The organism is Halomonas sp. SH5A2 (assembly GCF_014263395.1).
GTDB lineage: Bacteria > Pseudomonadota > Gammaproteobacteria > Pseudomonadales > Halomonadaceae > Vreelandella.
In genome coordinates this window covers 3,702,391-3,725,426 of sequence record NZ_CP058321.1, presented here as the reverse complement: position 1 = coordinate 3,725,426, position 23,036 = coordinate 3,702,391, and the positions used below count along the sequence as shown (strand labels likewise).

20 protein-coding genes are annotated in these 23,036 nt (G+C 57.1%); 14 read left to right on the top strand and 6 right to left on the bottom strand.

The window, feature by feature from the left end; genetic code table 11:
* Positions 1-18: 18 nt before the first annotated feature.
* On the bottom strand, positions 19-1,179 hold the full coding sequence (locus HXW73_RS17160) for a TAXI family TRAP transporter solute-binding subunit (protein WP_186254234.1): 1,161 nt from the start codon (positions 1,177-1,179) through the stop codon (positions 19-21).
* Between the two features lie 769 nt (positions 1,180-1,948).
* On the opposite strand from HXW73_RS17160, the gene HXW73_RS17155 reads away from it, so the two are divergent.
* The 3 genes from HXW73_RS17155 to HXW73_RS17145 all read left to right on the top strand — a co-directional run bounded on the left by HXW73_RS17155 (position 1,949) and on the right by HXW73_RS17145 (position 6,706).
* Positions 1,949-3,214, top strand: coding sequence for a DcaP family trimeric outer membrane transporter (locus HXW73_RS17155; protein WP_186254233.1), 1,266 nt, complete (start codon positions 1,949-1,951; stop codon positions 3,212-3,214).
* A 623-nt stretch (positions 3,215-3,837) separates the two neighbouring features.
* Complete coding sequence (locus HXW73_RS17150) at positions 3,838-5,016, top strand: acyl-CoA dehydrogenase (RefSeq protein WP_085918066.1); 1,179 nt, start codon at positions 3,838-3,840, stop codon at positions 5,014-5,016.
* 25 nt (positions 5,017-5,041) lie between these two features.
* Positions 5,042-6,706, top strand: a complete 1,665-nt coding sequence (locus HXW73_RS17145; protein ID WP_085918067.1) for an electron transfer flavoprotein-ubiquinone oxidoreductase — start codon at positions 5,042-5,044, stop codon at positions 6,704-6,706.
* 387 nt (positions 6,707-7,093) lie between these two features.
* Here the strand turns inward: HXW73_RS17145 and HXW73_RS17140 are convergent, their stop codons facing one another.
* Genes HXW73_RS17140 through hemC form a run of 4 tightly spaced genes read right to left on the bottom strand, consistent with a single transcriptional unit; the run spans position 7,094 to position 11,588 of the window.
* Positions 7,094-8,353, bottom strand: a complete 1,260-nt coding sequence (locus HXW73_RS17140) for a heme biosynthesis HemY N-terminal domain-containing protein (protein ID WP_186254232.1) — start codon at positions 8,351-8,353, stop codon at positions 7,094-7,096.
* Positions 8,350-9,852 (bottom strand): uroporphyrinogen-III C-methyltransferase, encoded by a 1,503-nt coding sequence (locus HXW73_RS17135; RefSeq protein ID WP_186254231.1) that lies wholly within the window; start codon positions 9,850-9,852, stop codon positions 8,350-8,352. The genes HXW73_RS17140 and HXW73_RS17135 overlap by 4 nt, the downstream gene beginning before the upstream one ends.
* Before the next feature lie 51 nt (positions 9,853-9,903).
* Positions 9,904-10,647: a uroporphyrinogen-III synthase gene (locus tag HXW73_RS17130; protein ID WP_186254230.1), complete on the bottom strand. Its 744-nt coding sequence runs from the start codon at positions 10,645-10,647 to the stop codon at positions 9,904-9,906.
* A complete protein-coding gene (hemC, locus tag HXW73_RS17125) occupies positions 10,644-11,588 on the bottom strand; it encodes a hydroxymethylbilane synthase (protein WP_186254229.1) in 945 nt (314 codons plus the stop codon). Before hemC ends, HXW73_RS17130 begins: the two co-directional genes overlap by 4 nt.
* A 138-nt stretch (positions 11,589-11,726) precedes the next feature.
* On the opposite strand from hemC, the gene HXW73_RS17120 reads away from it, so the two are divergent.
* From HXW73_RS17120 to HXW73_RS17085, 8 genes are all read left to right on the top strand, one after another.
* On the top strand, positions 11,727-13,778 hold the full coding sequence (locus HXW73_RS17120; protein ID WP_186254228.1) for a putative bifunctional diguanylate cyclase/phosphodiesterase: 2,052 nt from the start codon (positions 11,727-11,729) through the stop codon (positions 13,776-13,778).
* Between the two features lie 104 nt (positions 13,779-13,882).
* Positions 13,883-15,289, top strand: a complete 1,407-nt coding sequence (gene argH / locus HXW73_RS17115; RefSeq protein ID WP_186254227.1) for an argininosuccinate lyase — start codon at positions 13,883-13,885, stop codon at positions 15,287-15,289.
* Positions 15,286-15,396: an LPS translocon maturation chaperone LptM gene (gene lptM, locus HXW73_RS17110; protein ID WP_186254226.1), complete on the top strand. Its 111-nt coding sequence runs from the start codon at positions 15,286-15,288 to the stop codon at positions 15,394-15,396. Before argH ends, lptM begins: the two co-directional genes overlap by 4 nt.
* Entirely contained in the window at positions 15,397-16,668 is a 1,272-nt protein-coding gene (lysA, locus tag HXW73_RS17105) for a diaminopimelate decarboxylase (protein WP_186254225.1), read from the top strand.
* Complete coding sequence (gene dapF, locus HXW73_RS17100; protein ID WP_186254224.1) at positions 16,668-17,501, top strand: diaminopimelate epimerase; 834 nt, start codon at positions 16,668-16,670, stop codon at positions 17,499-17,501. Before lysA ends, dapF begins: the two co-directional genes overlap by 1 nt.
* Before the next feature lie 56 nt (positions 17,502-17,557).
* The gene (locus HXW73_RS17095; RefSeq protein ID WP_186254223.1) at positions 17,558-18,268 is read left to right on the top strand and encodes a DUF484 family protein; all 711 of its coding nucleotides are present in this window, start codon (positions 17,558-17,560) and stop codon (positions 18,266-18,268) included.
* Entirely contained in the window at positions 18,265-19,170 is a 906-nt protein-coding gene (locus HXW73_RS17090; RefSeq protein WP_186254222.1) for a tyrosine recombinase XerC, read from the top strand. Before HXW73_RS17095 ends, HXW73_RS17090 begins: the two co-directional genes overlap by 4 nt.
* Positions 19,167-19,904, top strand: coding sequence for an HAD family hydrolase (locus HXW73_RS17085; RefSeq protein WP_186254221.1), 738 nt, complete (start codon positions 19,167-19,169; stop codon positions 19,902-19,904). The genes HXW73_RS17090 and HXW73_RS17085 overlap by 4 nt, the downstream gene beginning before the upstream one ends.
* Here the strand turns inward: HXW73_RS17085 and yihA are convergent.
* On the bottom strand, positions 19,898-20,533 hold the full coding sequence (yihA, locus tag HXW73_RS17080; protein ID WP_186254220.1) for a ribosome biogenesis GTP-binding protein YihA/YsxC: 636 nt from the start codon (positions 20,531-20,533) through the stop codon (positions 19,898-19,900). The two genes, HXW73_RS17085 and yihA, sit on opposite strands and share 7 nt — an antisense overlap.
* A gap of 216 nt (positions 20,534-20,749) precedes the next feature.
* Between yihA and HXW73_RS17075 the strand changes: the two genes are divergently transcribed.
* From HXW73_RS17075 to HXW73_RS17065, 3 genes are all read left to right on the top strand, one after another.
* A complete protein-coding gene (locus HXW73_RS17075) occupies positions 20,750-21,370 on the top strand; it encodes a c-type cytochrome (RefSeq protein ID WP_186254219.1) in 621 nt (206 codons plus the stop codon).
* A gap of 108 nt (positions 21,371-21,478) precedes the next feature.
* Complete coding sequence (locus tag HXW73_RS17070; RefSeq protein WP_186254218.1) at positions 21,479-22,111, top strand: thiol:disulfide interchange protein DsbA/DsbL; 633 nt, start codon at positions 21,479-21,481, stop codon at positions 22,109-22,111.
* A gap of 35 nt (positions 22,112-22,146) precedes the next feature.
* Positions 22,147-22,953, top strand: coding sequence for an endonuclease/exonuclease/phosphatase family protein (locus tag HXW73_RS17065; protein WP_186254217.1), 807 nt, complete (start codon positions 22,147-22,149; stop codon positions 22,951-22,953).
* Positions 22,954-23,036 lie beyond the last annotated feature (83 nt).

Here is a 23,036-nt window from a genome sequence, read left to right as displayed (position 1 = left end):
GCGCCGCCCCGTGGCGTATTACTCAAAGATCGGTTCGAAGCCAGCTTCGCTGAGTGCGGCGGCGCGAGCTTCCATCCAGTCAGCAGTAAATGCTTCTTCCTCATCAGGCGCGTCTTGCATAAAGCTTTCCCAGGCGCTTAGCAGTACATCCTGGCGTTCAACGAGCTTATCCTGGTGGGCCTGCATTTCACCGGTCCACACATCGATCTCTTTGTAGTACTCCACTACCGCATCGTGAAATGGTATGACCCATTGAAAATCCTGTTCTTCCAAGGCATAGCCAAGGGCGCCGGGCGCGTTGTCTTTGTAGTCGTCAAAATTTACCTGCATGGCCTTGATCAAACCGTAAGCAACGTTGTCATCCAGGTCTTGATTGGCAACCACAATGGGGTACGGGTAGCTGGCACTGGGCACCGGGTTGTCAGCACTAATACCACCTGCGCCTGCGGTGACTTTATGGGGGCGGAAATAGGGCGCCACTGCGGTCATGCGCTCCCAGCCCGCTTCATCTTCAGGGTCTAGCACTGGCCAGCTAATGCCGCGTGGGCTGCTGGCAAGCTGCTGAGCGGGTGGGGTTACAGTAGTGGTGAACGAGGCGTCGACATCACCTGCGATAATACCGTCGAAGGAGCGTCCGTAGCCGGGGTAATCCACTCGCTCGACGTCATCCCAGGTCAGGCCACCAAATGCTAGGTATGCTTCGGTGCCCTTGTTGAGTGCATCGTCGCCGCGGATATAGGCGATGCGTTTACCTTCGAGGTCGGCGGGTGTTTCAACGTCTAAGTCGCCTGCCACTGCTAAGGAAAGGCCAAACGAAGCGGTGGAGGTGGTAATGACTCTCAGCGGTTGAGGCCCCCATTCTGGGTCGGCAAACATCATCACGCCTTCTGCCCCGTAGTAGCTGGATATTCCGCAGGCGCACAGGTCAACACGACCCTGCTTGAGCGGTGTCATACGTGATACGTCATTATCACCGGGCAAAATACGCACTGATGAATCGTATTTGTTCTGCAGCATGTTGCCGATGGCCACGGCTTGGGCGTAACCACTCGAGTTGGTGCCGTAGGCAGTCCAAGCCATGGTGCCGGGCAGTTCAATGTCACTGGCGTGGCTAACAGCGGCGCCGAGCAGTGATAGAGGTAAAGCGGCGATGAGTAGTCGGTGCGCAAATGGATGCATTGGGATGCTCCTTTATTGTGGTTGTGCTTATGGTTGAGTTACATTCTGCTCTTTATTGTTTTGCTGTGCGGTACTTGGTTTTGCAAAACGGTCAATTGATAGTAGAGAAGCCGCTGGGTAGCTGTCAATGTCATTATTGGTAGAGGCTCTCATTGATAATGGGCAGTTATAACCCGCTAGACAATTGGTAGATGTCAGTCAGTTACCCAGCTAATTTATTTAGGAATCGCAGACGGCTGTTGGCCAATATTCTGTTCTACTCTTCGATTCAGACATTTAGCTCTTACTCCTTTGGTATAGGCACTAGCTGAAGCACTTGACGTTCTAGTTCAGGGGTTTTAGCATTTTAATATGAAATTAGATTTTGCATAGCGAAACTACAAGAAAAATATAACATTAGCGATGCCGAGAAGCTCCGGCTGGTTATCTTCGGTAAACAGATAAACGACACCGACAACAATTAGATCGGAAAGATTTTGACTGGCATGCCAAGGCTCCCTCGCCTCAAAGAGCGATGCGCCCAACAAGAGCGTCAACGTTATACGTGAGATTGAAGTGGGCATCTCGGAGGACTATCCAGCACCAGCCCTTAATAGAGTTAGTCGTTAACTGAGCAAGCGCCAAGATGGCGCGGCAGCGGGGCGGATCCCCCGCTCCATCGGTTTGAGCGCAGTGCTCATGCCATCCCAGCGTGACATCTCTTGTCGATCCGTTGCCCCAGAGGGACGGGGGAAAAGCAGTCACGCGCCTAAAAATAATGAGGAATAGCATGTTCAGACCCGTCAAACGCAAAATAACATTAACAATCATCGGCACTTCCCTGATGCTTCCCATGGGAATAGCGAGTGCGCAAACGGCCCCCGCTGATGTCGAGGCCTTGCAAGCTCAGATGCAGGCACTGCAGTCTCAAATTGACGAACTCAAGTCACAACAAAGCTCCACAGAGGAGGAGGTCGCTACGGTAAGTGACAATGTTGTCACCCGCACACCGAAGGGTGATCTGCAGATTGGCGAGACCACGCTGTCGATTGGCGGATACGTCAAGGCTCAGGCCACGGTAGCCAACAACGGATTTAGTGATGGCAAGGCTAGCGAGATCGTCTCGGCTGGCTCCCTGCGTAACGTCGATGAGGACTTGGGTAGCCGCACTAGCTTTAGCGCGCGCCAGAGCCGCCTGAACGTTGGGACGGCCACACCGCTGGCGGGTGATACGCTTAAGACATTCGTCGAGATGGATTTTTACGGCGCGGATGGTGAGGCCAACGAATTTGTCAGTAACTCCTATGCACCGCGTCTGCGCCATGCCTACGGTAGCTGGGGCAACTGGTTGGCTGGCCAGACCTGGTCGACCTTTATGGATCTCAATGGGTTGGGTGAGGTCGATGCCTTTGGCCAGCATGCTAGCGTCATCTTCGTGCGTCAGGCGCAATTGCGTTATACCCGACCTTTCGAGGGCGGTAATCTACAGTTTGCTCTTGAGAACCCTGAAGATGGTGGCGATGATCAGTCGGTTCCGGATATCGTTGGGCGGGTAAACTTTGACGGTGATTGGGGGCATGTATCGGTGGCGGCTCTGGCACGCCGATTGGAAGTCGACAACGGGGTCGATGACGACAGCGAGTGGGAAGACGCCTACAGTGTGACAGCCCGCTTACCTACCGTTGGGCAGGATGATCTTCGTCTACAGGCTAATTATGGCAACCTTGGACGTTACATGGGCCTGCGTTCTTACCCTGATGCGCAGGTCGGAGAAGGCAATATTGATGGCGTTGACTCCTGGGGGGCCTCGGCAATCTATCGACACTATTGGACTGATGAATTACGCAGTTCACTGGCCTACTCGCGTACCGGGCTGGTCGATACGGGGGCAGGTGATATGACTGATAGCTATGACACGGCCTTTGTTAACCTCATGTGGTCGCCGATGGCGAACACTACCTACGGTATCGAATACCAGCGCTTCGATCTTGAGGAAGTCGACGGTGATGCCTTCGATTTGGACCGAGTGCACGTCTCGGCACAATATAGTTTTTAACATTTCCTAGATAGTGATTGCACTGGCTTCGTATGCGATGCCAGTGCATTACTGGCCATCGCTGCGCCAGCAGCTACTGGCCGATGAGTAACACCCCAGCCTGATTCGAGCCGCAAAAATCCACCACCCTAAGAGCGCGATACAGAGGGGAAACCATCTGTAGCTCGGCAACCCCACGGCACAAACCAGCTGTTCCAGCAGGTGATCTTGCGGGTTCTGATTGGGTCTTCGAACTAGTGTTGGTGGGTACATCATTATCCATTGGCAAAGTACGAACAGATGAGTCGTATTTATTTTGCAACATGTTCCGAATGGTAATTTTCTGGGCATAGCCATTGGAGGTAGTTCCATAAATTATTGATTATAAATGGTTTTAACATTGTCTTTTATGTTTTAGGCCGACGGAAAAGAGCTTTGTAGTGTCAGAGGTAAAATTAAAGAAGCAGTGTTAAAACTTTTCGAGCTGTATTCATCTATCTTTTTAATTCCGCATAGCAAAATATTGTTTTATTATTCAAAAATTGATATTACTGTCTGTCAATCGCATATCAATTGCAGCTGCTGATTTTGCTTGGCGAATAATTGGTTTGCTTTGTTAAACAATAATTGTTGGAGCTGAGAGGATGAGTCACTTTAATTGGGACGACCCGCTTCTGCTGGAACAGCAAATGACCAGCGAAGAACGTCAGATTCGTGACGCAGCATATGAATACTGCCAAGAAAAATTACAACCACGGGTTCTGTCAGCATTTCGCGAAGAACGTTTCGACCGGGAGATCATGTCGGAGATGGGTGAGTTGGGCCTTTTGGGCGCGACGGTATCGACAGAATACGGTGGCGCTGGCATCAATAATGTTGCTTACGGCCTCATCGCCCGTGAAGTGGAGCGTGTCGATTCCGGCTATCGCTCGGCCATGAGCGTACAGTCATCGTTGGTAATGTACCCGATCGAAGCCTATGGCTCCGAGGAACAGAAGCATAAGTACCTACCCAAGCTTGCCACTGGAGAGATGGTAGGGTGTTTCGGTTTGACCGAACCCGACCACGGCTCTGACCCCGGCTCGATGGTCACGCGTGCAGAGAAAGTTAATGGCGGTTACCGCCTCACTGGCGCGAAAATCTGGATCACCAACAGCCCGATTGCCGATGTCGCTGTGGTATGGGCTAAATCCGCTGCACACGATAATAAGATAAAAGGCTTTATCGTTGAGCGGGGCACTGAGGGATTCAGCGCGCCGAAAATCGAGGGCAAGGTCTCATTGCGTGCCTCAATCACCGGCGAGATCGTACTGGATAACGCTTTTGTACCGGAAGAGAACTTATTGCCAAATGTTAGCGGCTTAAAGGGACCGTTTGGCTGTTTGAACAAAGCGCGTTTCGGAATTGCTTGGGGTGTTATGGGTAGCGCTGAATTCTGCTGGCATGCCGCGCGTCAATACACGCTAGATCGTAAGCAGTTTGGACGCCCTCTCGCGGCCAATCAGCTGATTCAGAAAAAGCTCGCTGATATGCAGACCGAAATTACGCTGGGCTTGCAGAGCGCGCTTCAGGTGGGCCGCCTGCTTGATAGCGGTAATTGGGCGCCGGAGATGATTTCTTTGATAAAGCGCAACAACTGCGGCAAGGCATTGGATATTGCCCGCTTATCGCGAGATATGCACGGCGGCAACGGGGTGTCGGACGAGTATGGTGTGATTCGCCACATGGTGAATTTGGAGTCGGTCAATACCTATGAAGGCACGCACGATATCCATGCGCTGATTCTGGGTCGTTCACAGACTGGCATACAGGCGTTTTTCTGAACTTAAAAAAATAAGGCATCCAAACATGGAAAACATAGAACGCGATTGCATGGAGTTTGATGTTGTGATCGTCGGCGCGGGACCGTCAGGTCTATCCGCCGCGTGTCGCCTGATGCAACAGGCTAATGAGGCCAAGAAAGAACTCAGTGTATGCGTGGTGGAAAAAGGCTCAGAGGTGGGCGCACATATTCTTTCGGGTGCCGTGTTTGAACCCCGCGCTTTAAAGGAGCTTTTCCCCGATTGGGAAGAGCGAGGCACACCGCTGACAACGCCTGTAATCCGCGATGAAGTCTACTTGCTCAGAGACGCCGTAAAAGCGCAGAAGCTACCTAATGTCCTTGTGCCGAAGAGCATGCATAATACCGGCGGGGATATCACACGCTATGTAATCAGCGCTGGCAATCTAAGCCGCTGGCTCGCTGAGCAGGCAGAGGCACTGGGCGTCGAGATTTTTCCTGGTTTTGCCGCTCAGGAGCCTATTATCGAAAATGAGGTTGTTCGCGGCATCATGATCGGCGACATGGGAGTGTCTGCTGACGGCATGTCAAAAGATGGCTATATGCCGGGCATGGAGCTGCGTGCCAAATACACTCTTTTTGCCGAGGGGGCACGCGGCCATCTTGGCAAGCGACTAATCAAAGAGTTCGCTCTCGATGCCGGGCGCGATCCGCAGCATTACGGTATCGGCCTAAAAGAGCTGTGGGATGTTCCGGCTGATAAGCATGAGCCCGGCTTAGTGATGCATGGCTCGGGCTGGCCACTGGATAGCGATACCCATGGCGGCTGGTTCCTCTATCATGCGGAGAATCATCAGGTCGTGGTGGGGTTGATCATTGATCTATCTTATCCGAACCCTTGGACCTCTCCGTTTGATGAATTCCAGCGGATGAAACACCACCCGGTCATTAGCCAGTATTTGGAGAGCGGCAAGCGCGTGGCGTATGGGGCTCGTGCCATCACCAAAGGTGGCTACAATTGCTTGCCTAAAATGACTTTCGCGGGCGGACTTTTAATCGGTTGTGATGCGGGTACGCTAAATTTTTCCAAGATCAAAGGCTTACATACGGCAATGAAATCCGGCTTGGTAGCAGCTGAGAGCGTTTTTGAGGCGCTCCAAGTCGGTGACGAAGGCGGCCAAGAACTCACGTCTTTCACCAAGAAGTGGGAAGGAAGTTGGGCATTTGCCGAATTAAAAGAAAGTGCAAGCTTTGGACCTGCGATTCACAAGTATGGACCCATCCTTGGTGGGGCATACAACTTTGCCAATCAGCTACTCAGTGGCAAGCTGCCTACCCTTCACGATAAAATCCCCGACCACAGCACGCTTAAACTGGCTGATCAATGCGATAAAATTAACTACCCCAAGCCGGATGGCAAGCTATCATTCGATAAGTCCTCGTCGGTATTTCTCTCCAATACCAACCACGAAGAGAACCAGCCCTGCCATCTTCGCTTGGCTGATTCAGGGTTGCCGATTCGCGAAAATCTCCCTAAGTATGCTGAACCCGCACAGCGCTTCTGTCCTGCAGGTGTTTATGAAGTGATTGAGGATGATAAGGGAAAGCCCAAGTTCCAAATCAACTTCCAAAACTGCGTTCACTGCAAAACTTGCGATATTAAAGACCCCGCGCAAAACATCACCTGGGTTGCGCCGGAAGGAGGGGGAGGTCCTAATTATCCAAATTTTTAGGGCTTGTTGACGTTTAAATCCTGAGCTCAACTGATAAGTGCAACATCTGACTTATTAGAATCAGAATTGGATTAAGCGGCTTAACTTTGATCTGGGTTGTCACAAATGAGCTGACCGCTCCGATAGTGAGGGGTCACCTTGGAATACGACATCGTCATGCTCGATACTATACGATTGAGGAAAATATTTTCGCTCTATATACGTCCAAACCAATGTGGGCTGCGGGGATACGTAGGTCTCTTGGTGCTGGACCATTGGCGATAGTGCTGCGTTAGACTGAATCATAACCTGGCTTATGTAATACATGATTGCCTCAACCTCAATCTATCCACGACGTTGAGGAGAGGCAGTTCATCTATCATGCTTAATCAGTGCAATCTTTCGTTACTAAGCTCGCCGCTTGGTCTTTTTTATGTCTGGCTGGCTGTCACTGGCATCACTTGGCTGGGGTAGCGATGGCAGCGACTTGGCCAGCATTTCCACGCTGTGGCGGTAGTAAAGCTGGCTTTTGTTATGCTCGCCGAGGCTAGCGTAGAGGCGGGCAAGCTCGGCGCAGACCACACCGCTGGGGCGTTGGCGCTGGCTGGCCTCGAAGTACTCTTGCGCTTTGGTCCATTTACCGGTGCGTAACGACAAACGCCCGCAGGCAAGCAGCAGCTCGGGGTCATTAGGCCGTTCCTGAAGCCATTTTTCCGCTTTGACGAGCTGGCGTGACGGATCGACATTGAGCAGTCCGTAGCGCTTCACAAGGCGGGCGTCCCAGTGATGGTCGAGAGAGTGGTTCAGCAAGCGTTCGGCAATGCTGTCTTCGTTGGCCTGTAGCAGGGCCTCGGCGTACAGCACGATGAGTTCGGTCTTGCCGCGCAGGTAGTCGGGCATATCCGCCCACAGGCTGCGAACACGTTCGATATCGCTCGGGTTTTTGGCCTCGAAGATAATCAACTCACGGTATGCCTTGAACTCGAGCTCCTCGCGCTCCTGCTGTGAAATAAGCTTTTGCGCGGCTAACCGGGGGATCAATCGGCGCAGCCCTTCCCAGTCGTTGACACTCAGGAAGACCTGCTTAAGCAACTTGAGTACTTGCGGGTGGTTAGACAGCCGCTTGTCCAAGCGGTTAAGAATTGCCAGCGCTTCTTCAGGCTGCTGGCGGTCGATCAGTAATTGCGCCTGCATTAAGCCAATCGCGGTATCGGCGCCTTCGGTCGTCAGTTGGGCCTGATTGATGTGCTCCTGGGATTGGGTGTAGTTGCCTTGATAGTGTGCTGCCAGGGCTGCCGAGAGGTAGTTGACCAGCGGCGTACTGGAATCATCCGCCGCTTTCACCAGGGTTTTTTCTGCATTCTTCCAGCGCCCTTCGGTCATGGCCACCAGCCCCCGCACGGTACGCTTCATGGCGCGACGGTTGCGGGCGCGGCTATTCCAGGTGCGAAATCGGCCGACCGGGCGAATCATGCCGCTTAGCAGGCGCAGTATAAAATGCAGTACCAGGAAGGCGGCCAACAGCAGCACAAGGCCAAACCAGAAGGAGGTTTGCACCGAGGTATCACCGACGCGGATCAGCCAGTAGCCGGGCACTGACATCATCAGATGGCCAAACAGCGCCCCAACAGCGAGCCCGGCGACAATCAACAGGATGAGCTTTCTCATGACTCACCTCCCTCTTGTTGGCGCGACTCGTGGCGGTTGTCGATAAATTCCGTCATGGCCTGTTGCGACCCGCTGATATCTGGCAGCTCGGGCTCAACGGTAACTTCTTTGAGCTCTTCGAGGCGGGCTATGACGCTCTGGGTTTCTTCCCGCGTGGTGTCGTAGTAGCCGTTGATCAGTTCCAATGCCTTGTCGATACTCGCTTCGTAAAGCGATTGCTCTTCTTTGAGCAAGGCTAACTGGGATTGCTCAAGAATCAGTCGCAGGCTTTGGCGCAGGTATGATTCCTGCTCCGGCGTGACCAGCGCTTCCAGGGCTTCATCATGGTGACGAATCATCACCAAGTCTTTCAGCTCTTCGCCGAAGCGGGCCAGTTGGCGCTCGAAGGTGCCTGTGGGTGGCTGCTCGATGCTCGAGGTCACCGCACGCTCTTCCACCTCTTGGGAAAGGCGCAACCCGGCGACGCGCTCCTGCTGAGCATTCAGCGCCAGATAGACCCCGGTGCGGTCCAGGCGGGGAACGGCGTCAAGGGCGGCCAGTTCGTTGGCGATTTCACGCCGGACGGATGTCAAAGCAGGGTTGTCGGCATCTTCCAGGCGTGCATCGGCGGTGCGCAGCAGCGCGGTGGCACCTTCAACATCACCTTCCAGCTGTAGACGCTGGTTGGCAAGGCGCAATAAATAAGCGGCTTCGGCATGCAGCCAATCGCGCTCATCGGTTTCCTGCTCTTGGGAGAGCTGTGCCAGTACATCGTCCAGGGTGTCGTCGACGTTGCTGCGGTAGTTGGCGAACTCATCGCGCAGCTCACTGATGGTGCTATCAAACTGTTGCTGGCGCTCGGCTTGAGCGCTTTCAAGCTGCGCGGCAAGGTCGTCAACGGACTGTTGTGTTGCACTGCTGTTGGCTTGCTCGGCGAGCTCATTGAGTCGCTGCTGCTGGGCTTCCAGGCGTAGCCAGCCCTGCCAAGCGACCACGCCCACTGCTATCGCCAGTAGCAATACCAACACAATGGCAACCCCACCTTTGCCTTTGCCGCCGCCACTAGTGGGCGTCGTGGTTTGGGGCGGCGGGCTTTGCTTATTGCCGGATGAAGGCGTTGACGACGAAGCAGCACTTTTAGCGCTGCTGGCAGAGGTATCCTGTGAGGCGGTCTTCTTGGGGTCGCTGGACGCAGCGGCTTTTTGCCCGTCGCCTGACGTACTTGATTGATTAGCGCTTTGATTCTTTTGCTGGGTCGTATCCTGAGCAGCGTTTTTGGCGCTTTTCTGGCGTCGCCGTGAGCGCTGACCATTAGATGAGGAAGCAGGCGTCTGCGACGACGTTGAGGCGGACGTGTCTTTCGAGGGGCTGGAATCGTCGCCACTACTACCAGGATTACCAGGCTCGCCAGTCGTAGGGGAACCGGTCGTGGAGGATGACGACGGAGCCGCCTTGTCCTCACCGGCGGTAGTCGCCGCGTTTTTCTGCGTGTCGTCCTGATCGCTTGTTTGTTTGCTCATCTGTCGCTAGCCCTTGTTAAGTTCCTTGATCGACATCGGCACCCGCTAGGTCTAGGTCCGAGCCAACGCGGCGATTAACGCCGGTGGTGTGGCTCCTGACGCCACAATGGGGGCGCAAAACCCCAGTCTTTCAGCCAGTGTAGCCAAACGGCGACTGGAAACGATTAGCGGTTGGTTCAACGCTTTCGGTTGGCACCATTTTGCCAGATGTTCTAAGAGTTCGCCGCTTGTAACGATCAACGCGCGGTAATCGCCCGCCGCGAGCCGGGTTTTTACAGGGCCCGATGGTGTTAGCAAGCGGCGTTGATAGACGGCCAAAGGTGTCACTTGGGCGCCACGTTCGGCAAGCGTATCCGCTAATAGCGGGCGACCGCCTTCTCCTGCGACTATCAATACGCGCTGGTGGGATAGCATTTGCAGTGATGCCAAGCGCAGCAGCGCTTCGCTGGTATCCTCACCTTCGCGCTGCGGCGGTACATGCACGCGAACGCCTAACTGGTCGTAAAGCAAGGCCGCCGTACTTTGGCCAACGCTATAGTAGTCAATGCCAACCGGCAGCTGTGGCCAATAGCGATCAAGCGCCTCGCTCAAACAGCCAGCGGCAAAGGGACTCACCACAACGACCTTATGGTATTGATCAATATCCAGCCAAACCTGACGCATGGCAGCGTCTTCGGGCAGCGCCTGAAGCTGCATAACGTCCAGCGCCTCAACGCTGACCCCTTCGCGGCGCAGCGCCTCTGCAAGCACTGTCCCGCGAGCCCCGGGCCGGGTGATCAGTACCGGTAGCGTCATATCTCGTTGCCGTAGACCTCGGCCAAAATCTCGCCTGCGCCCTGATACAGCAGTTCTTCGGCGATGCGAATGCCCAACGCTTCGGGTTCGTGCATCGAGCCGTGGCCCTCCGCGCGGAGCACTTCGGTGCCTTCCGGGTTGCCGACCAGCCCACGCAGCCACATCGTTTCGTTATCAAGGTCCAGCACCGCATGACCGGCAATAGGCACCTGGCAGCCGCCTTCCAGACGCGTATTCATCGCTCTTTCCGCGCGAACGCGTGTGGCAGTATCAGCATCGTCTAACGGCGCCAGAAGTGCAATTAATTCAGGATCGTGCAGCCGGCATTCAATGCCCAGGGCGCCCTGGCCGCAGGCGGGTAAGCAGATCTCAGGCGGCATTGCCTGGGTGATGCGGTCGTCAAGGCCGAGCCGTTTGAGGCCGGATGTGGCCAATATGATCGCCTCGAATTCACCATTATCCAGCTTGCCCAGGCGGGTCTGGACATTGCCGCGCAGGTTGAGAATACTGAGATCAGGGCGCGCCTCGCGCATCTGTAGCCCCCGGCGCAGGCTGGCCGTGCCGATGCGTGCTCCTTCCGGCAGCTCGTCAAGGCTGTGGTAATGGTTTGAGACAAACGCATCGGTGGGGTCGGCGCCTTCAAGAATTATCGACAGGCCCAAGCCTTCGGGGAAATGCATGGGCACATCTTTCATGGAATGCACCGCAATGTCGGCACGGCCGTCCAGCATGGCCTCTTCCAATTCTTTAACGAATAATGCCTTGCCACCAATTTTGGAAAGCGGCGTATCGGTTATTTTGTCGCCTCGCGTGGACAGTGGCACAAGTTCAACCTCAAGTCCGCTGTGCACCGCCATCAGGCGGTCGCGAACATGCTCCGCTTGCCACATCGCCAGTTGGCTTTTCCGCGTGGCGATGCGTAGTTTGGTGATAGATGCCACGTTATTCTCCTTTTGCCGCTGACACGGCGCGTCAAACTATGATAATTCTCATCATAAAGCACCCGGCTACCCAGTAAAAATAACCTACACTGTAAGCGACCTTGGATGCGTCCCAAGTTGTTGACCTCAGGATACCCTATGACGCCCTCTGCACCGCATGGACAGCTGGATCAATTTTTTCTGCTTTCGCATGATTTATTTTTCTGCATTGACCTGGATGGGCGGTTTTTGCAGGTAAATCCTGCGTTTGAGGCCCTGCTGGGTTACTCCGCGGACGCACTCGTGGGCAGGCATTGCGGCAAGGTGGTTGACGTGCGCGACCATCTTCTCATCGAGACAATGTTTGAGCGTTTGATTCAGGGGCACGATGTTCCCATCTTCGAGGTGCGGGCCCGCTCGTCCTCCCAGGCGCTTCACTGGTTAGAGGTCGATCCTTCGCTGGGTGACGGGGTGGCCTATGTCATCGCGCGGGTGGTGACGGAGCGCAAAGCCACCGAAAGCCGACTGAAACTCCTCGAACGCAGTGTCGAGTCAAGTACCAATGGCATGATCATTGCGGATGCGGCCCATGCTGACTTGCCTATCGTGTACGTTAATACCGCCTTTGAGCGGATCACTGGGTATACCCGCGAGGAATCGCTTGGCCGCAACTGCCGGTTTTTGCAAGGCGACGATACGGATCCTGAGACGATCAAGCAGCTACGCCGGGGTGTCGCTGATGGCACAGAAGTGCATGTGGTGATTCGCAACTATCGCCGCAGCGGCAGGCCTTTCTGGAACGATCTATACGTTTCTCCGGTACGCGATGCGTTGGGTCAGGTGACACATTTCATCGGCGTGCAAAACGACATCTCTGAACAGCGCGAGTACCAGGCACAGCTGGCTTATAACGCCAGCCACGACGCGCTGACTGGGATGCCCAACCGGACGCTACTGACCCAGCGACTGGAACAGGGGTGCTTGGTGGCGCGTCGCTACCATCGCCATCTGGCCGTGCTGTTTATCGACTTGGACGAATTCAAGCCGATCAACGACACCCTGGGACATGAAGTAGGTGACTTTATTCTGGTGGAGGTTGCCAAGCGGCTGGAAGAGGAACTGCGCCCCTGGGATACCGTGGCGCGTTTCGGTAGCGATGAATTTGTGGTCCTGTTGCCGGATCTGGCTCACCAAAACGACGTGATTCAAGTGATTGAGCGGATTCTCAAACGCTTGGCGACGCCCTACTGGCACCAAGGCAGCGAGTTGCGCATTACCGCGAGTATCGGGGTGGCGATGAGCGACGGTACCCTTAGCGACCCGTCCCAACTGATCCAGCAGGCCGATTTGGCCATGTTCAAAGCCAAGCGGCGTGGACGTAACACCTGCCAATGGTATACCGAGGATCTCAACCGCAAGGTCAGCGAACGGGTGAGCCTGCGCAATGCCATGCAGCACGCGATTGAGCAGCAACAGTTCGAGCTGTACTTCCAGCCACAAATGCACGGCCCCAGTGGCAAGGTAGTGGGCGTGGAAGCCCTGATCCGCTGGCCGCACCCTGAACGTGGTTTCATTCCGCCCGGAGATTTTATTGGCCTGGCGGAAGACACCGGCCAAATCATCCCGATCAGCGACTGGGTGCTCGCCACCGCCTGCCGCGTCGCCAAACAGCTGAATGAACTGGGCCTGGGGCACATCACCATGGCGGTGAATGTCTCGCCGATGCATTTCCAGCGTCCCGGCTTTCTGGAAACGATTGAACGGGTGCTTGAAGAAAGCGACCTGGCACCGGGACTGCTTGAGCTGGAACTGACGGAGGGGGTGCTGATGGACAGCGCGGAGCAGGCCATTCAAGCCCTGAAGCGCATCCGGCAACTGGGCGTGCACATCGCCATGGATGATTTTGGCACTGGCTTTTCCAGTCTGAGTTACCTGAAACGTCTGCCCATTAACAGAATCAAAATTGACCGCTCATTTGTGCGTGATGTGACTACCGACCGCCACGATGCCGCCATCATTGACGGCGTTGTTGCCATGGCGGGAAAAATGGGGCTAGAAGTGCTGGTCGAGGGCGTGGAAACCGCTGAGCAGTTTACCTACCTTGCCGAACGTCACTGTGACTACTTCCAGGGCTACTACTTCGCGCACCCCATGCCATTGAACGCCCTTCTTGATTTTTTGGCGTCACCCCCGGCGTTGACGACGCCCTAGGCATTGAAGCCGTTGTGATAAAAACGGCGTGCCGCTCCCGAGGGCGACTCTGTTACACTTTCCGCTATCGACTCTAATTGTTTTGTCAGCAGGATATGCCTCCGATGAGCCAAGCTACGAACCAGTCTTGGGGCGGTCGCTTCAGCGAGCCCACCGACGCCTTTGTTGAACGCTTTACCGCGTCCGTCAATTTTGATCAACGCCTGGCGCGCCAGGATATCCAGGGATCTATCGCCCACGCAACGATGCTGGCGCGCGTCGGCGTACTGACCGACGACGAGCGTGACGCGATTATCAATGGTCTGAGCGAGATCAAGGGCGAAATCGAGCGCGGTGAGTTCGAGTGGTCGGTGCCGCTGGAAGACGTGCACATGAACATCGAAGCCCGGCTGACCGACAAAATCGGCATTACCGGTAAAAAGCTGCACACCGGGCGCTCGCGCAACGACCAAGTGGCCACCGACATCCGCCTGTTCATGCGTGATGCCATCGACGTCATTGAAGCCGAGCTTGTTCGCCTGCGCGAAGGCATGACCGAGCTTGCCGACCGCGAAGCCGACACCATCATGCCTGGTTTTACCCACCTGCAGACTGCCCAGCCGGTGACCTTTGGCCACCATTTGCTGGCCTGGCAGGAGATGATTGCCCGGGATCATGAGCGCCTGCTGGACTGCCGCAAGCGGATTAACGTGATGCCGCTGGGCGCCGCAGCGCTTGCCGGTACCACCTATCCGATCGACCGCCACGTCACCGCGGAACTATTGGGCTTTGAGCGTCCGGCGGAAAACTCGCTGGACGCCGTGTCCGATCGCGACTTCGCCATCGAATTCACCAGTTTCGCCAGCATTCTGTTGATGCACCTGTCGCGCATGAGCGAAGAGCTGGTGCTGTGGACCAGCGCCCAGTTTGATTTTATCGATTTGCCCGACCGCTTCTGTACCGGCTCGTCGATCATGCCGCAGAAGAAGAACCCTGACGTGCCCGAGCTGGTGCGCGGCAAGACCGGCCGCGTGTATGGTCACTTGATGAGCCTGCTGACGCTGATGAAGTCCCAGCCGCTGGCCTATAACAAGGACAACCAGGAAGACAAGGAGCCGCTTTTTGACGCTGTGGATACCGTCCACGACTGCCTGAAAGCCTTTGCCGATATGGTGCCCGCCATCGAGCCCAAGAAAGCCAACATGTTCGAAGCGGCGCGCAAAGGCTTTTCCACGGCCACCGATCTAGCCGATTACCTGGTTCGCAAGGGCGTGGCCTTCCGCGATGCCCACGAAATTGTCGGCCAGTCGGTGGCCTACGGCCTGAAGGCCGAGAAAGACCTTTCGGAAATGACGCTCGACGAGCTCAAGCAGTTCTCGGCCACCATTGAGCAGGATGTGTTCGAGGTGCTGACGCTGGAAGGCTCTGTCGCCGCGCGCAACCATATCGGCGGGACGGCCCCCGACCAGGTACGCGCCGCCGCCCAGCGCGCCCGCGAGGCACTGGCCGCTGTGAAAGGGGAAGCGCAATGAAAAAATTCGCCTTACTCGCCGTGGTCGCCTTGTTACTGGTGGGCTGCGGACAAAAAGGGCCGCTCTATCTGCCCGACGACGACAATGTCGATCAGCAGGAGGGTTAAGTGGATCATTTTAACGACCGTGACGGCCTGCTTTTTGCCGAAGATGTCCCGCTTGACCGTATCGCCGAGACATACGGCACGCCTTGCTACGTCTATTCAAAGGCAACCCTGACGCGCCATTTCCGCGCCTACACCGAAGCGCTGGGCGGCCACCCACACCTGATTTGCTACGCGGTAAAGGCCAACTCCAATATCGCCGTGCTGGGGCTATTGGCCAAGCTGGGCGCGGGGTTTGATATCGTTTCTGTGGGCGAGCTTGAGCGTGTGCTCAAGGCCGGCGGTGACCCGGCCAAGGTGGTGTTTTCCGGCGTGGCCAAACAGCCCTTTGAGATGGCCCGTGCGCTTGAAGTGGGCATCAAATGCTTCAACGTCGAGTCGCGCCCCGAGCTTGAGCGGCTGAACGCCGTGGCGGGCGAGCTGGGCAAGGTGGCGCCGGTGTCACTGCGGGTCAACCCCGATGTGGACGCGGGCACCCACCCCTACATTTCCACTGGCCTCAAGGATAACAAGTTCGGCATTCCTGTCGACGACGCCCTGACGGTGTACGAACTAGCGGCGAGCCTGCCCAACCTGCAGGTCAAGGGCCTGGACTGCCATATTGGTTCGCAGCTCACCGAAACCGCGCCGTTTCTGGATGCCCTTGAGCGTTTGCTGGTGCTCATGGAGCGTCTGCGCGAGCGTGGCATCGAGATCGATCATCTGGACCTGGGTGGCGGCCTTGGCGTGCCCTACCGCGATGAAACGCCGCCCCACCCGTTTGACTACGCCAGCCAGCTGCTCTCCCGGCTGTCGCGCTGGGAAGGCGGTGAGCAACTGACATTGCTGTTCGAACCCGGTCGTTCGATCGCTGCCAACGCCGGGATCATGCTCACCCGCGTGGAGTTTTTAAAGCCTGGCGAAACCAAGAACTTTGCCATCGTTGATGCCGCCATGAACGATCTGATTCGCCCGGCGTTGTATCAGGCGTGGCAGGCGATTGTACCGGTGGATACGCGCTCGGCGCGGGACACCTCGACCTACGACGTGGTGGGGCCGGTCTGTGAAACGGGCGACTTCCTGGGCCAGGACCGCGAGTTGGCGATTGCCGCCGGCGACCTCCTTGCCGTGCGCTCCGCCGGCGCCTATGGGTTTGTCATGGCCTCCAACTACAACAGCCGCCCGCGCCCCGCTGAAGTGATGGTGGACGGTGAGCGCTGTCACTTGGTGCGCGCCCGTGAAACGCTGGAAAGCCTGTGGGCCGGTGAAGCCTTGCTGCCCGAAGGAGGCGTTTAATGCTTTTGCACTTCACCAAAATGCACGGCCTCGGCAACGACTTCATGGTGGTCGACCTGGTCACCCAGCGCGCCCGCCTGCGTGACGAGCAAATCAAGCAACTGGCGGATCGGCGCTTTGGCATCGGTTTTGACCAACTGTTGATCGTGGAGCCGCCCCGCGACCCCGATATGGACTTTCGCTACCGGATTTATAACGCTGATGGCAACGAAGTCGAAAACTGCGGCAATGGGGCGCGCTGCTTTGCGCGCTTTGTTCGTGAACAGCGTCTGACTCACAAGCACGAAATTCGTGTTGAAACCGCTGGCGGCCCGCTGGTATTGAACGTTCAGCACGACGGCATGGTACGCGTCGATATGGGCCAGCCGCGCTTTAATCCGTCAGCCGTGCCGTTCGACGCGCCGGGCGACCAGCCGTTGCACGAGGTCGAGGTAAACGGCGAAACGTTGCCGCTGGGCGTGGTATCGATGGGCAACCCCCATGCCGTGCTACAGGTCGATGACGTTGATACCGCTCCCGTGGCGCGTTTGGGTCCGCTGATCGAAGCGCATCCGCGCTTCCCTCAACGGGTGAACGCTGGTTTTATGCAGGTGCTGTCAGCGAGCGAAATCCGGCTACGGGTATTTGAACGCGGCAGTGGCGAAACGCTAGCCTGTGGTACCGGGGCCTGCGCCGCCGTCGCCAGTGGTATCCGCCAGGGGCTGTTAAAAAGCCCGGTGCGCGTCCATTTACTTGGCGGCGAGTTGAGTATCGAGTGGTCGTCACCCGAGTCACCGCTGATCATGGTGGGCCCGGCGACGCATGTCTTCGACGGCCGGGTGGCGATTTATTAGCGTTTGTGAACAACCTATCGAACAAGCAGTCTTTGACTAACCCAAGGAGAACGGCGATGTCTCAAGCCCCAGAACCGCGCAAAACGCTCGACCCCGATCAAGTCGCGTTTTGGCTGGCGCGTCATCCCGATTTTTTCGTGGGGCGGGAAGGGCTGTTGCAGCAGTTGCAGGTTCCTCATCCGCATATTGAAGGGGCAGTGTCGCTGCTCGAGCGCCTGGTGATCGATTTACGCCAGCGCGCCGAGACCGCCGAAGGGCGTCTTGAGCATTTGCTGGAAACCGCCCGCCATAACGAGGCCCAGTACCGGCGGCTGCGCGAAACGCTGCTGGCGCTGGTGGAAGCCGACACGCGTGACGCTTTGGCCCAGGCGTTGGCCACCCAGTTGAGTGAGCGCTTCAATACCCCCGCTATGGCGCTATGGTGCCCCGCGACATTAAGCGATGACGAACCCTCACTCCCGCAGCCGCCCCGTCATGTGCTGGATCAGCATGCCAGTGCCCGATTGGCGGCGTTGCTCGATGGTCGCACCAGCCGTTGCGCCAAGCTCAGCGTCAGCGACTGGAAGTGTTTGCTGCCTCACGTCAAAGCGCCGCGCAAGGCGGGTTCATGCGCCATTTCGCGGCTCTCGGCGGGAGAGCCCCTGGGCTACTTGCTGATTGCCAGCCCCGATGCCGAGCAGTACCGCGCAAGTATGGACACGCTGTTTACCGAGTACCTTGGCGACATCGTGGCACGGCTGCTGATTCGCCTGACCCCCACCCCATGAATGACGACGCCACCCGCCAGCACGCTGAGGCTTTTCTCGCCTCGCTCGCACGCCACGCAAGCGAGGCGACTGTTGCTGCCTACCGCCAGGATATTAGCGCACTGTGCGGGTTTATTGAGCACCAGGGCGATGATGCCGCCGCATTCGACCAGCATCTACTGCGTGCGTTTCTGGGGGAAGAGCGCCGTCGGGGGCTTGCGCCACGCAGCCTGGCCCGGCGCCGCGCGGCGTTATCGCGCTTCGCCGATTACCTGGTGAAGCAAGGGGTTATCGCCGATAACCCCCTTGACTTGGTGCGTACGCCCAAGCAACCCCAGCACTTACCGCGCCCGGTGGATGTCGATACGCTGGCGCGTTTTCTGGATGCGCCGCACGATGACTCGCCACTGGCGCGCCGCGATCAGGCAATGCTGGAACTGCTCTATTCAAGCGGGCTGCGCCTGGCGGAGTTGGCGTCACTCGACCTCGAGGCCCTTCAGGACCATCGCGTACGGGTGCTGGGGAAAGGCGGTAAGCCCCGCCAGGTACCGGTGGGGCGCCGAGCCCAGCAGGCGCTGGCGGCCTGGTTGAGCGTACGACCTCATTGGGCGCCTGACGCTGAACCAGCGCTGTTTGTCGGCCAGCGCGGGGCACGTTTGGGGCACCGGGCGATTCAAAAGCGCCTGGCTACGCTTGCCATTGAGCGGGGGCTCCCCGAGCATTTGCATCCTCACCGGCTACGTCATTCATTTGCCAGCCATTTGCTCGAGTCCAGCCAGGATCTGCGCGCGGTGCAGGAGTTGCTGGGGCATGCCAACCTCTCGACCACCCAGGTCTATACGCGGCTGGACTGGCAGCACCTGGCAACCAGCTACGATGCCGCACATCCCCGCGCAAAACGCCGCCCACGGAGCGAGCTATGACCTCTCTCAAAGCGATTACCTTCGATTTAGACGATACCCTCTGGGATAACAGCGGTGTGATGGCGCGCACGGAAACCGGGCATTACGGCTGGCTGCTGGAAAACCTGACTGCCTGGCTGGACGAGCGCCGCTGGCCGCCGTGGGGGCTAGGTTTTGATCAAGGACTCGAGGATTATCTGCAACGCCGCCAACGGCTGGCCATTGAAGTGCCCGAGCGGCGTGGCGACTTCACCTGGCTGCGTTTGCGTGCCCTGGAAGCGCAACTGGAGGCGCAAGGCTTGCCGCGCAGTGCCGCAACGCTATGGGCCGCCGCGGCAATGAATGAATTCCATCGTCTGCGCGTGCAGGTGACGCCGCACCCCGAAGCTGCCGAGTTATTGGCGGATCTTGGGCAGCGATATCGACTGGCGGCGATTACCAACGGCAATATCCACCTCAAACGTCAGCCGTTGGCAGGTTACTTTGAAGTGGCGATTGCCGCCGGTGAACTACTGGCCCCCAAGCCCGACCCCACGGCGTTTCTTGCCGCGCTTGAACGCTTCGAGGTCGCGCCGCAAAACGCCATGCACGTGGGCGACTCCTGGGAAGAAGACGTAGTACCGGCACTGCAGTTGGGCATGCACGCGGTGTGGATCAGCGAGACGCGTAGCGACGCGCTGCCCGAGGGCGTCCACCAGATTGGCCACGTGAGAGAGCTGCGCGGCGTGCTGGCGAGGTTAAAAGCGCCCTACTGAGGCGTTTTCAGCCACTGGTCGAGGCGCTGTGCGAGGGTGTCGACTCCGTCACGCTTGAGCGACGAAAACAGCTGAACCGACACCAAGTCCTCCCACTCCTTCAGGCTTGAACGTACTTTCTGTAACGCTGCGCTGGCAGGGCCCTTTTTCAGCTTGTCGGCTTTAGTGAGCAGAATATGCACCGGCATGTCACGCTGGTCGGCGAAACCCAGCATCATCTGGTCAAACTCGGTGAGCGGGTGGCGTACATCCATCAACAACACCAGCCCGCGCAGGCTGAAGCGGCCGCGCAGGTAGTCAGACATGTGTTGCTGCCATTCCTGCTTGACGGTTTCGGGGACTTTGGCGTAACCGTAGCCGGGTAGGTCGACCAGGCGACGTGCCTCATCATTCATGACGCTAAAGAAGTTGATCAACTGGGTGCGCCCCGGTGTACGCGAGGTACGGGCCAGCGCTTTCTGCTGGGTAAGGGCGTTGATTGCGCTGGATTTCCCTGCGTTCGAGCGCCCGGCAAACGCCACTTCGGCACCGGTATCGTCCGGGCAGAGGGCGAGCGTGGGGGCGCTGGTCATAAATTGCGCGGTGGGGTAATTAAGTCGCACAGCTGAACTATCATGGGGGGTAGGCATGGCATTAATCCTGACAAACAAAGATAAAAACAATCAATAAGGTGACCAACAATGCGCGACAAGATTTCTGCAATTTGGAGGCTTCGCTATACTGCACACAGATGGGTTTCTATGGCCCGCGGGTAGTGTAACACCGTGCTCTGCCGGGCAGCGACCAACGTGTCAGCTTGTGTGTCGTGCGGAGGCTTTAATAACACCAACCATAATGGAATTGCGATGAGAACATTACTGGCAAGCCTGGCCATTTCCTTGGGTGCCGTGGGGACCGCTGCGGCAGATCCTCGGTCGGAGGCTGACGCCGCCGCCGGTGAAACCCTGGCAACGCCCTGTGCGGCTTGTCATGGGCAAGCCGGCATCAGCCCCACACCGACATTCCCTCATTTGGCGGGCCAGCAGATGTCTTACCTTGCCAAGCAAATCATGGATATCCGTGACGGTCGCCGAGAGGTGCCGCAGATGGCGGGGCAAGTGGATGACTACGATGACCAGGATGCCTGGGACGTTGCCGCCTTTTACGCCGAGCAAGATCCTCATCTTGGCCAGGCTGATGATGACGAAGCGCTGTTGGCCCGTGGCGAAGAGCTGTATCGGGCCGGTGACATGGAAAGTGGCATCCCGGCCTGCAGTGCCTGTCATACGCCGACCGGCTGGGGAATAGGCAGTGCGGCGTATCCAGCGCTCTCGGGACTGCAAATCGATTACACGGTCAGCACCCTGCAGGACTTTGCCGCCGGTGCCCGGGACAACGATCCCAACGGTGTAATGCGCGATATCGCGACCAAAATGAGCGATGACGACATGCAGGCAGTAGCTAATTACCTGCTGGGTTTGAATTAAACGACCACCCTCAATAAGCTCATGTTATTTATCACTTGCCTTGCCAAGCGCGGAACCCCAGCCGGGCGCTGGGGTCATAAGGTCGCTTTCCCACGGAGAAGAGTCACTATGCTGAAAACGTTAATGGTTGCGGTTGCCGGTCTAAGCTTGTCAGCGGCAGTCAGTGCCCAAGAGCTGGTTGAAGGAGAACACTATGAAGTGCTCGACGAGCCGGTAGAGACCCAGGTCGATGAAGGGCAAATTGAAGTGCTCGATGTGTTCTGGTTTGGTTGCCCGCACTGCTACCGCCTGCAATCACACGTTAACGAGTGGGCTGAAACCCTCGATGATGACGTGACGATTGAAAAAATGCCGGCGACCATGGGCGGCGACTGGAATACCCATGCCAACGCCTTCTACGCCGCTAAAGAACTCGGCATTGAAGAGGACCTGCACGCGGATTTCTTCGACGCTATCCACCAGGACGAGCGTTCGTTGACCGATGAAGACGAGATCGCCGCGTTTTTTACCGATTACGGCGTTAGCGAAGAGGAAGCCCAAGAAGCCCTCACGGCCTTTAACGTTCGCAGCAACGTGAACAAAGCCAATAGCCGCATGCGCGATATGCGCCTGATGGGCGTGCCCGCGTTGGTGATTGATGGTCGCTACGTTGTGACACCAAGCAGCGCCGGTAGCCTGGAAAACATGCCCAATGTCGCGGATGCCCTGGTTGATCAGGTACGTGAAGCGCGCGAAGAGTAACGCTGTGTGACGCTGCATTCGACACGGGGTTTTGCATGAAAGAACGGGAGGCACACGCGCCGCTGCTGAGCAGCGGCCACTTGCGTCTGTTAACGTTTAATCTCCAGGTCGGTATTCAGACCTCGGCGTATCACCACTACGTGACGCGCAGCTGGCAGCATCTTCTGCCGCATCCCCAGCGCTTGCAGCGGCTGGCATTGATGGCCGAGGTAATGGGCAAGTTCGATGTGGTCGGGCTTCAGGAAGTTGATGGCGGCAGTTTTCGCTCGAGCCGTGTTAACCAGGTCGAATACCTGGCTGCCAAGGCGGGGCTGCCCCACCATTTCCAGCAGTTGAACCGCAACCTGGGGCGTATTGCCCAGCACAGCAACGGGCTGCTGTCGCGGCTGGTTCCCAGTCAGATAGAAGAGCACCGTTTGCCAGGTGCAATGCCGGGGCGCGGTGCCATCCACGCGCGCTTTGGTGAGGGGCCTGATGCGCTGCATATCTTTGTCGCGCATCTGGCGCTAAGCCATCGCGGTCGAGTGAGGCAGCTCAACTACCTCAGTGAAATTATCCAACCGCTGCGCCATGTGGTGGTGATGGGAGATTTGAACTGCACGCCGGACCAGTTGCATGCCCACGAGCGCTTCAATGACGCCCTGCCGCTACACCCGGTAAAACCTCTGTTGAGCTACCCATCCTGGCAGCCGCGGCGGGCGCTGGACCATATTCTGCTCTCCCAATCCCTTGAGGTAGTGGACGTGCAGGTTTTGGATCATCTGTTCTCTGACCATCTCCCAATCGCTGTCGATCTGCCGCTTCCCGACGCCTGTCTGGCGGCGATTCGCTCAAGCGTTTAATAATAAGCGCGTCTCGCTGTTTAGGGACGCTGCAATGTCGGCGTATTTACGCTATTGTCTGGGTCGCTGACTCCTCTTAGCCG

Coding starts and splice junctions, on each gene's coding strand:
- HXW73_RS17160 (WP_186254234.1), bottom strand. CDS start 1,179: ATGCATCCATTTGCGCACCGACTACTCATCGCCGCTTTACCTCTATCA.
- HXW73_RS17155 (WP_186254233.1), top strand. CDS start 1,949: ATGTTCAGACCCGTCAAACGCAAAATAACATTAACAATCATCGGCACT.
- HXW73_RS17150 (WP_085918066.1), top strand. CDS start 3,838: ATGAGTCACTTTAATTGGGACGACCCGCTTCTGCTGGAACAGCAAATG.
- HXW73_RS17145 (WP_085918067.1), top strand. CDS start 5,042: ATGGAAAACATAGAACGCGATTGCATGGAGTTTGATGTTGTGATCGTC.
- HXW73_RS17140 (WP_186254232.1), bottom strand. CDS start 8,353: ATGAGAAAGCTCATCCTGTTGATTGTCGCCGGGCTCGCTGTTGGGGCG.
- HXW73_RS17135 (WP_186254231.1), bottom strand. CDS start 9,852: ATGAGCAAACAAACAAGCGATCAGGACGACACGCAGAAAAACGCGGCG.
- HXW73_RS17130 (WP_186254230.1), bottom strand. CDS start 10,647: ATGACGCTACCGGTACTGATCACCCGGCCCGGGGCTCGCGGGACAGTG.
- HXW73_RS17120 (WP_186254228.1), top strand. CDS start 11,727: ATGACGCCCTCTGCACCGCATGGACAGCTGGATCAATTTTTTCTGCTT.
- argH (WP_186254227.1), top strand. CDS start 13,883: ATGAGCCAAGCTACGAACCAGTCTTGGGGCGGTCGCTTCAGCGAGCCC.
- lptM (WP_186254226.1), top strand. CDS start 15,286: ATGAAAAAATTCGCCTTACTCGCCGTGGTCGCCTTGTTACTGGTGGGC.
- dapF (WP_186254224.1), top strand. CDS start 16,668: ATGCTTTTGCACTTCACCAAAATGCACGGCCTCGGCAACGACTTCATG.
- HXW73_RS17095 (WP_186254223.1), top strand. CDS start 17,558: ATGTCTCAAGCCCCAGAACCGCGCAAAACGCTCGACCCCGATCAAGTC.
- HXW73_RS17090 (WP_186254222.1), top strand. CDS start 18,265: ATGAATGACGACGCCACCCGCCAGCACGCTGAGGCTTTTCTCGCCTCG.
- HXW73_RS17085 (WP_186254221.1), top strand. CDS start 19,167: ATGACCTCTCTCAAAGCGATTACCTTCGATTTAGACGATACCCTCTGG.
- yihA (WP_186254220.1), bottom strand. CDS start 20,533: ATGCCTACCCCCCATGATAGTTCAGCTGTGCGACTTAATTACCCCACC.
- HXW73_RS17075 (WP_186254219.1), top strand. CDS start 20,750: ATGAGAACATTACTGGCAAGCCTGGCCATTTCCTTGGGTGCCGTGGGG.
- HXW73_RS17070 (WP_186254218.1), top strand. CDS start 21,479: ATGCTGAAAACGTTAATGGTTGCGGTTGCCGGTCTAAGCTTGTCAGCG.
- HXW73_RS17065 (WP_186254217.1), top strand. CDS start 22,147: ATGAAAGAACGGGAGGCACACGCGCCGCTGCTGAGCAGCGGCCACTTG.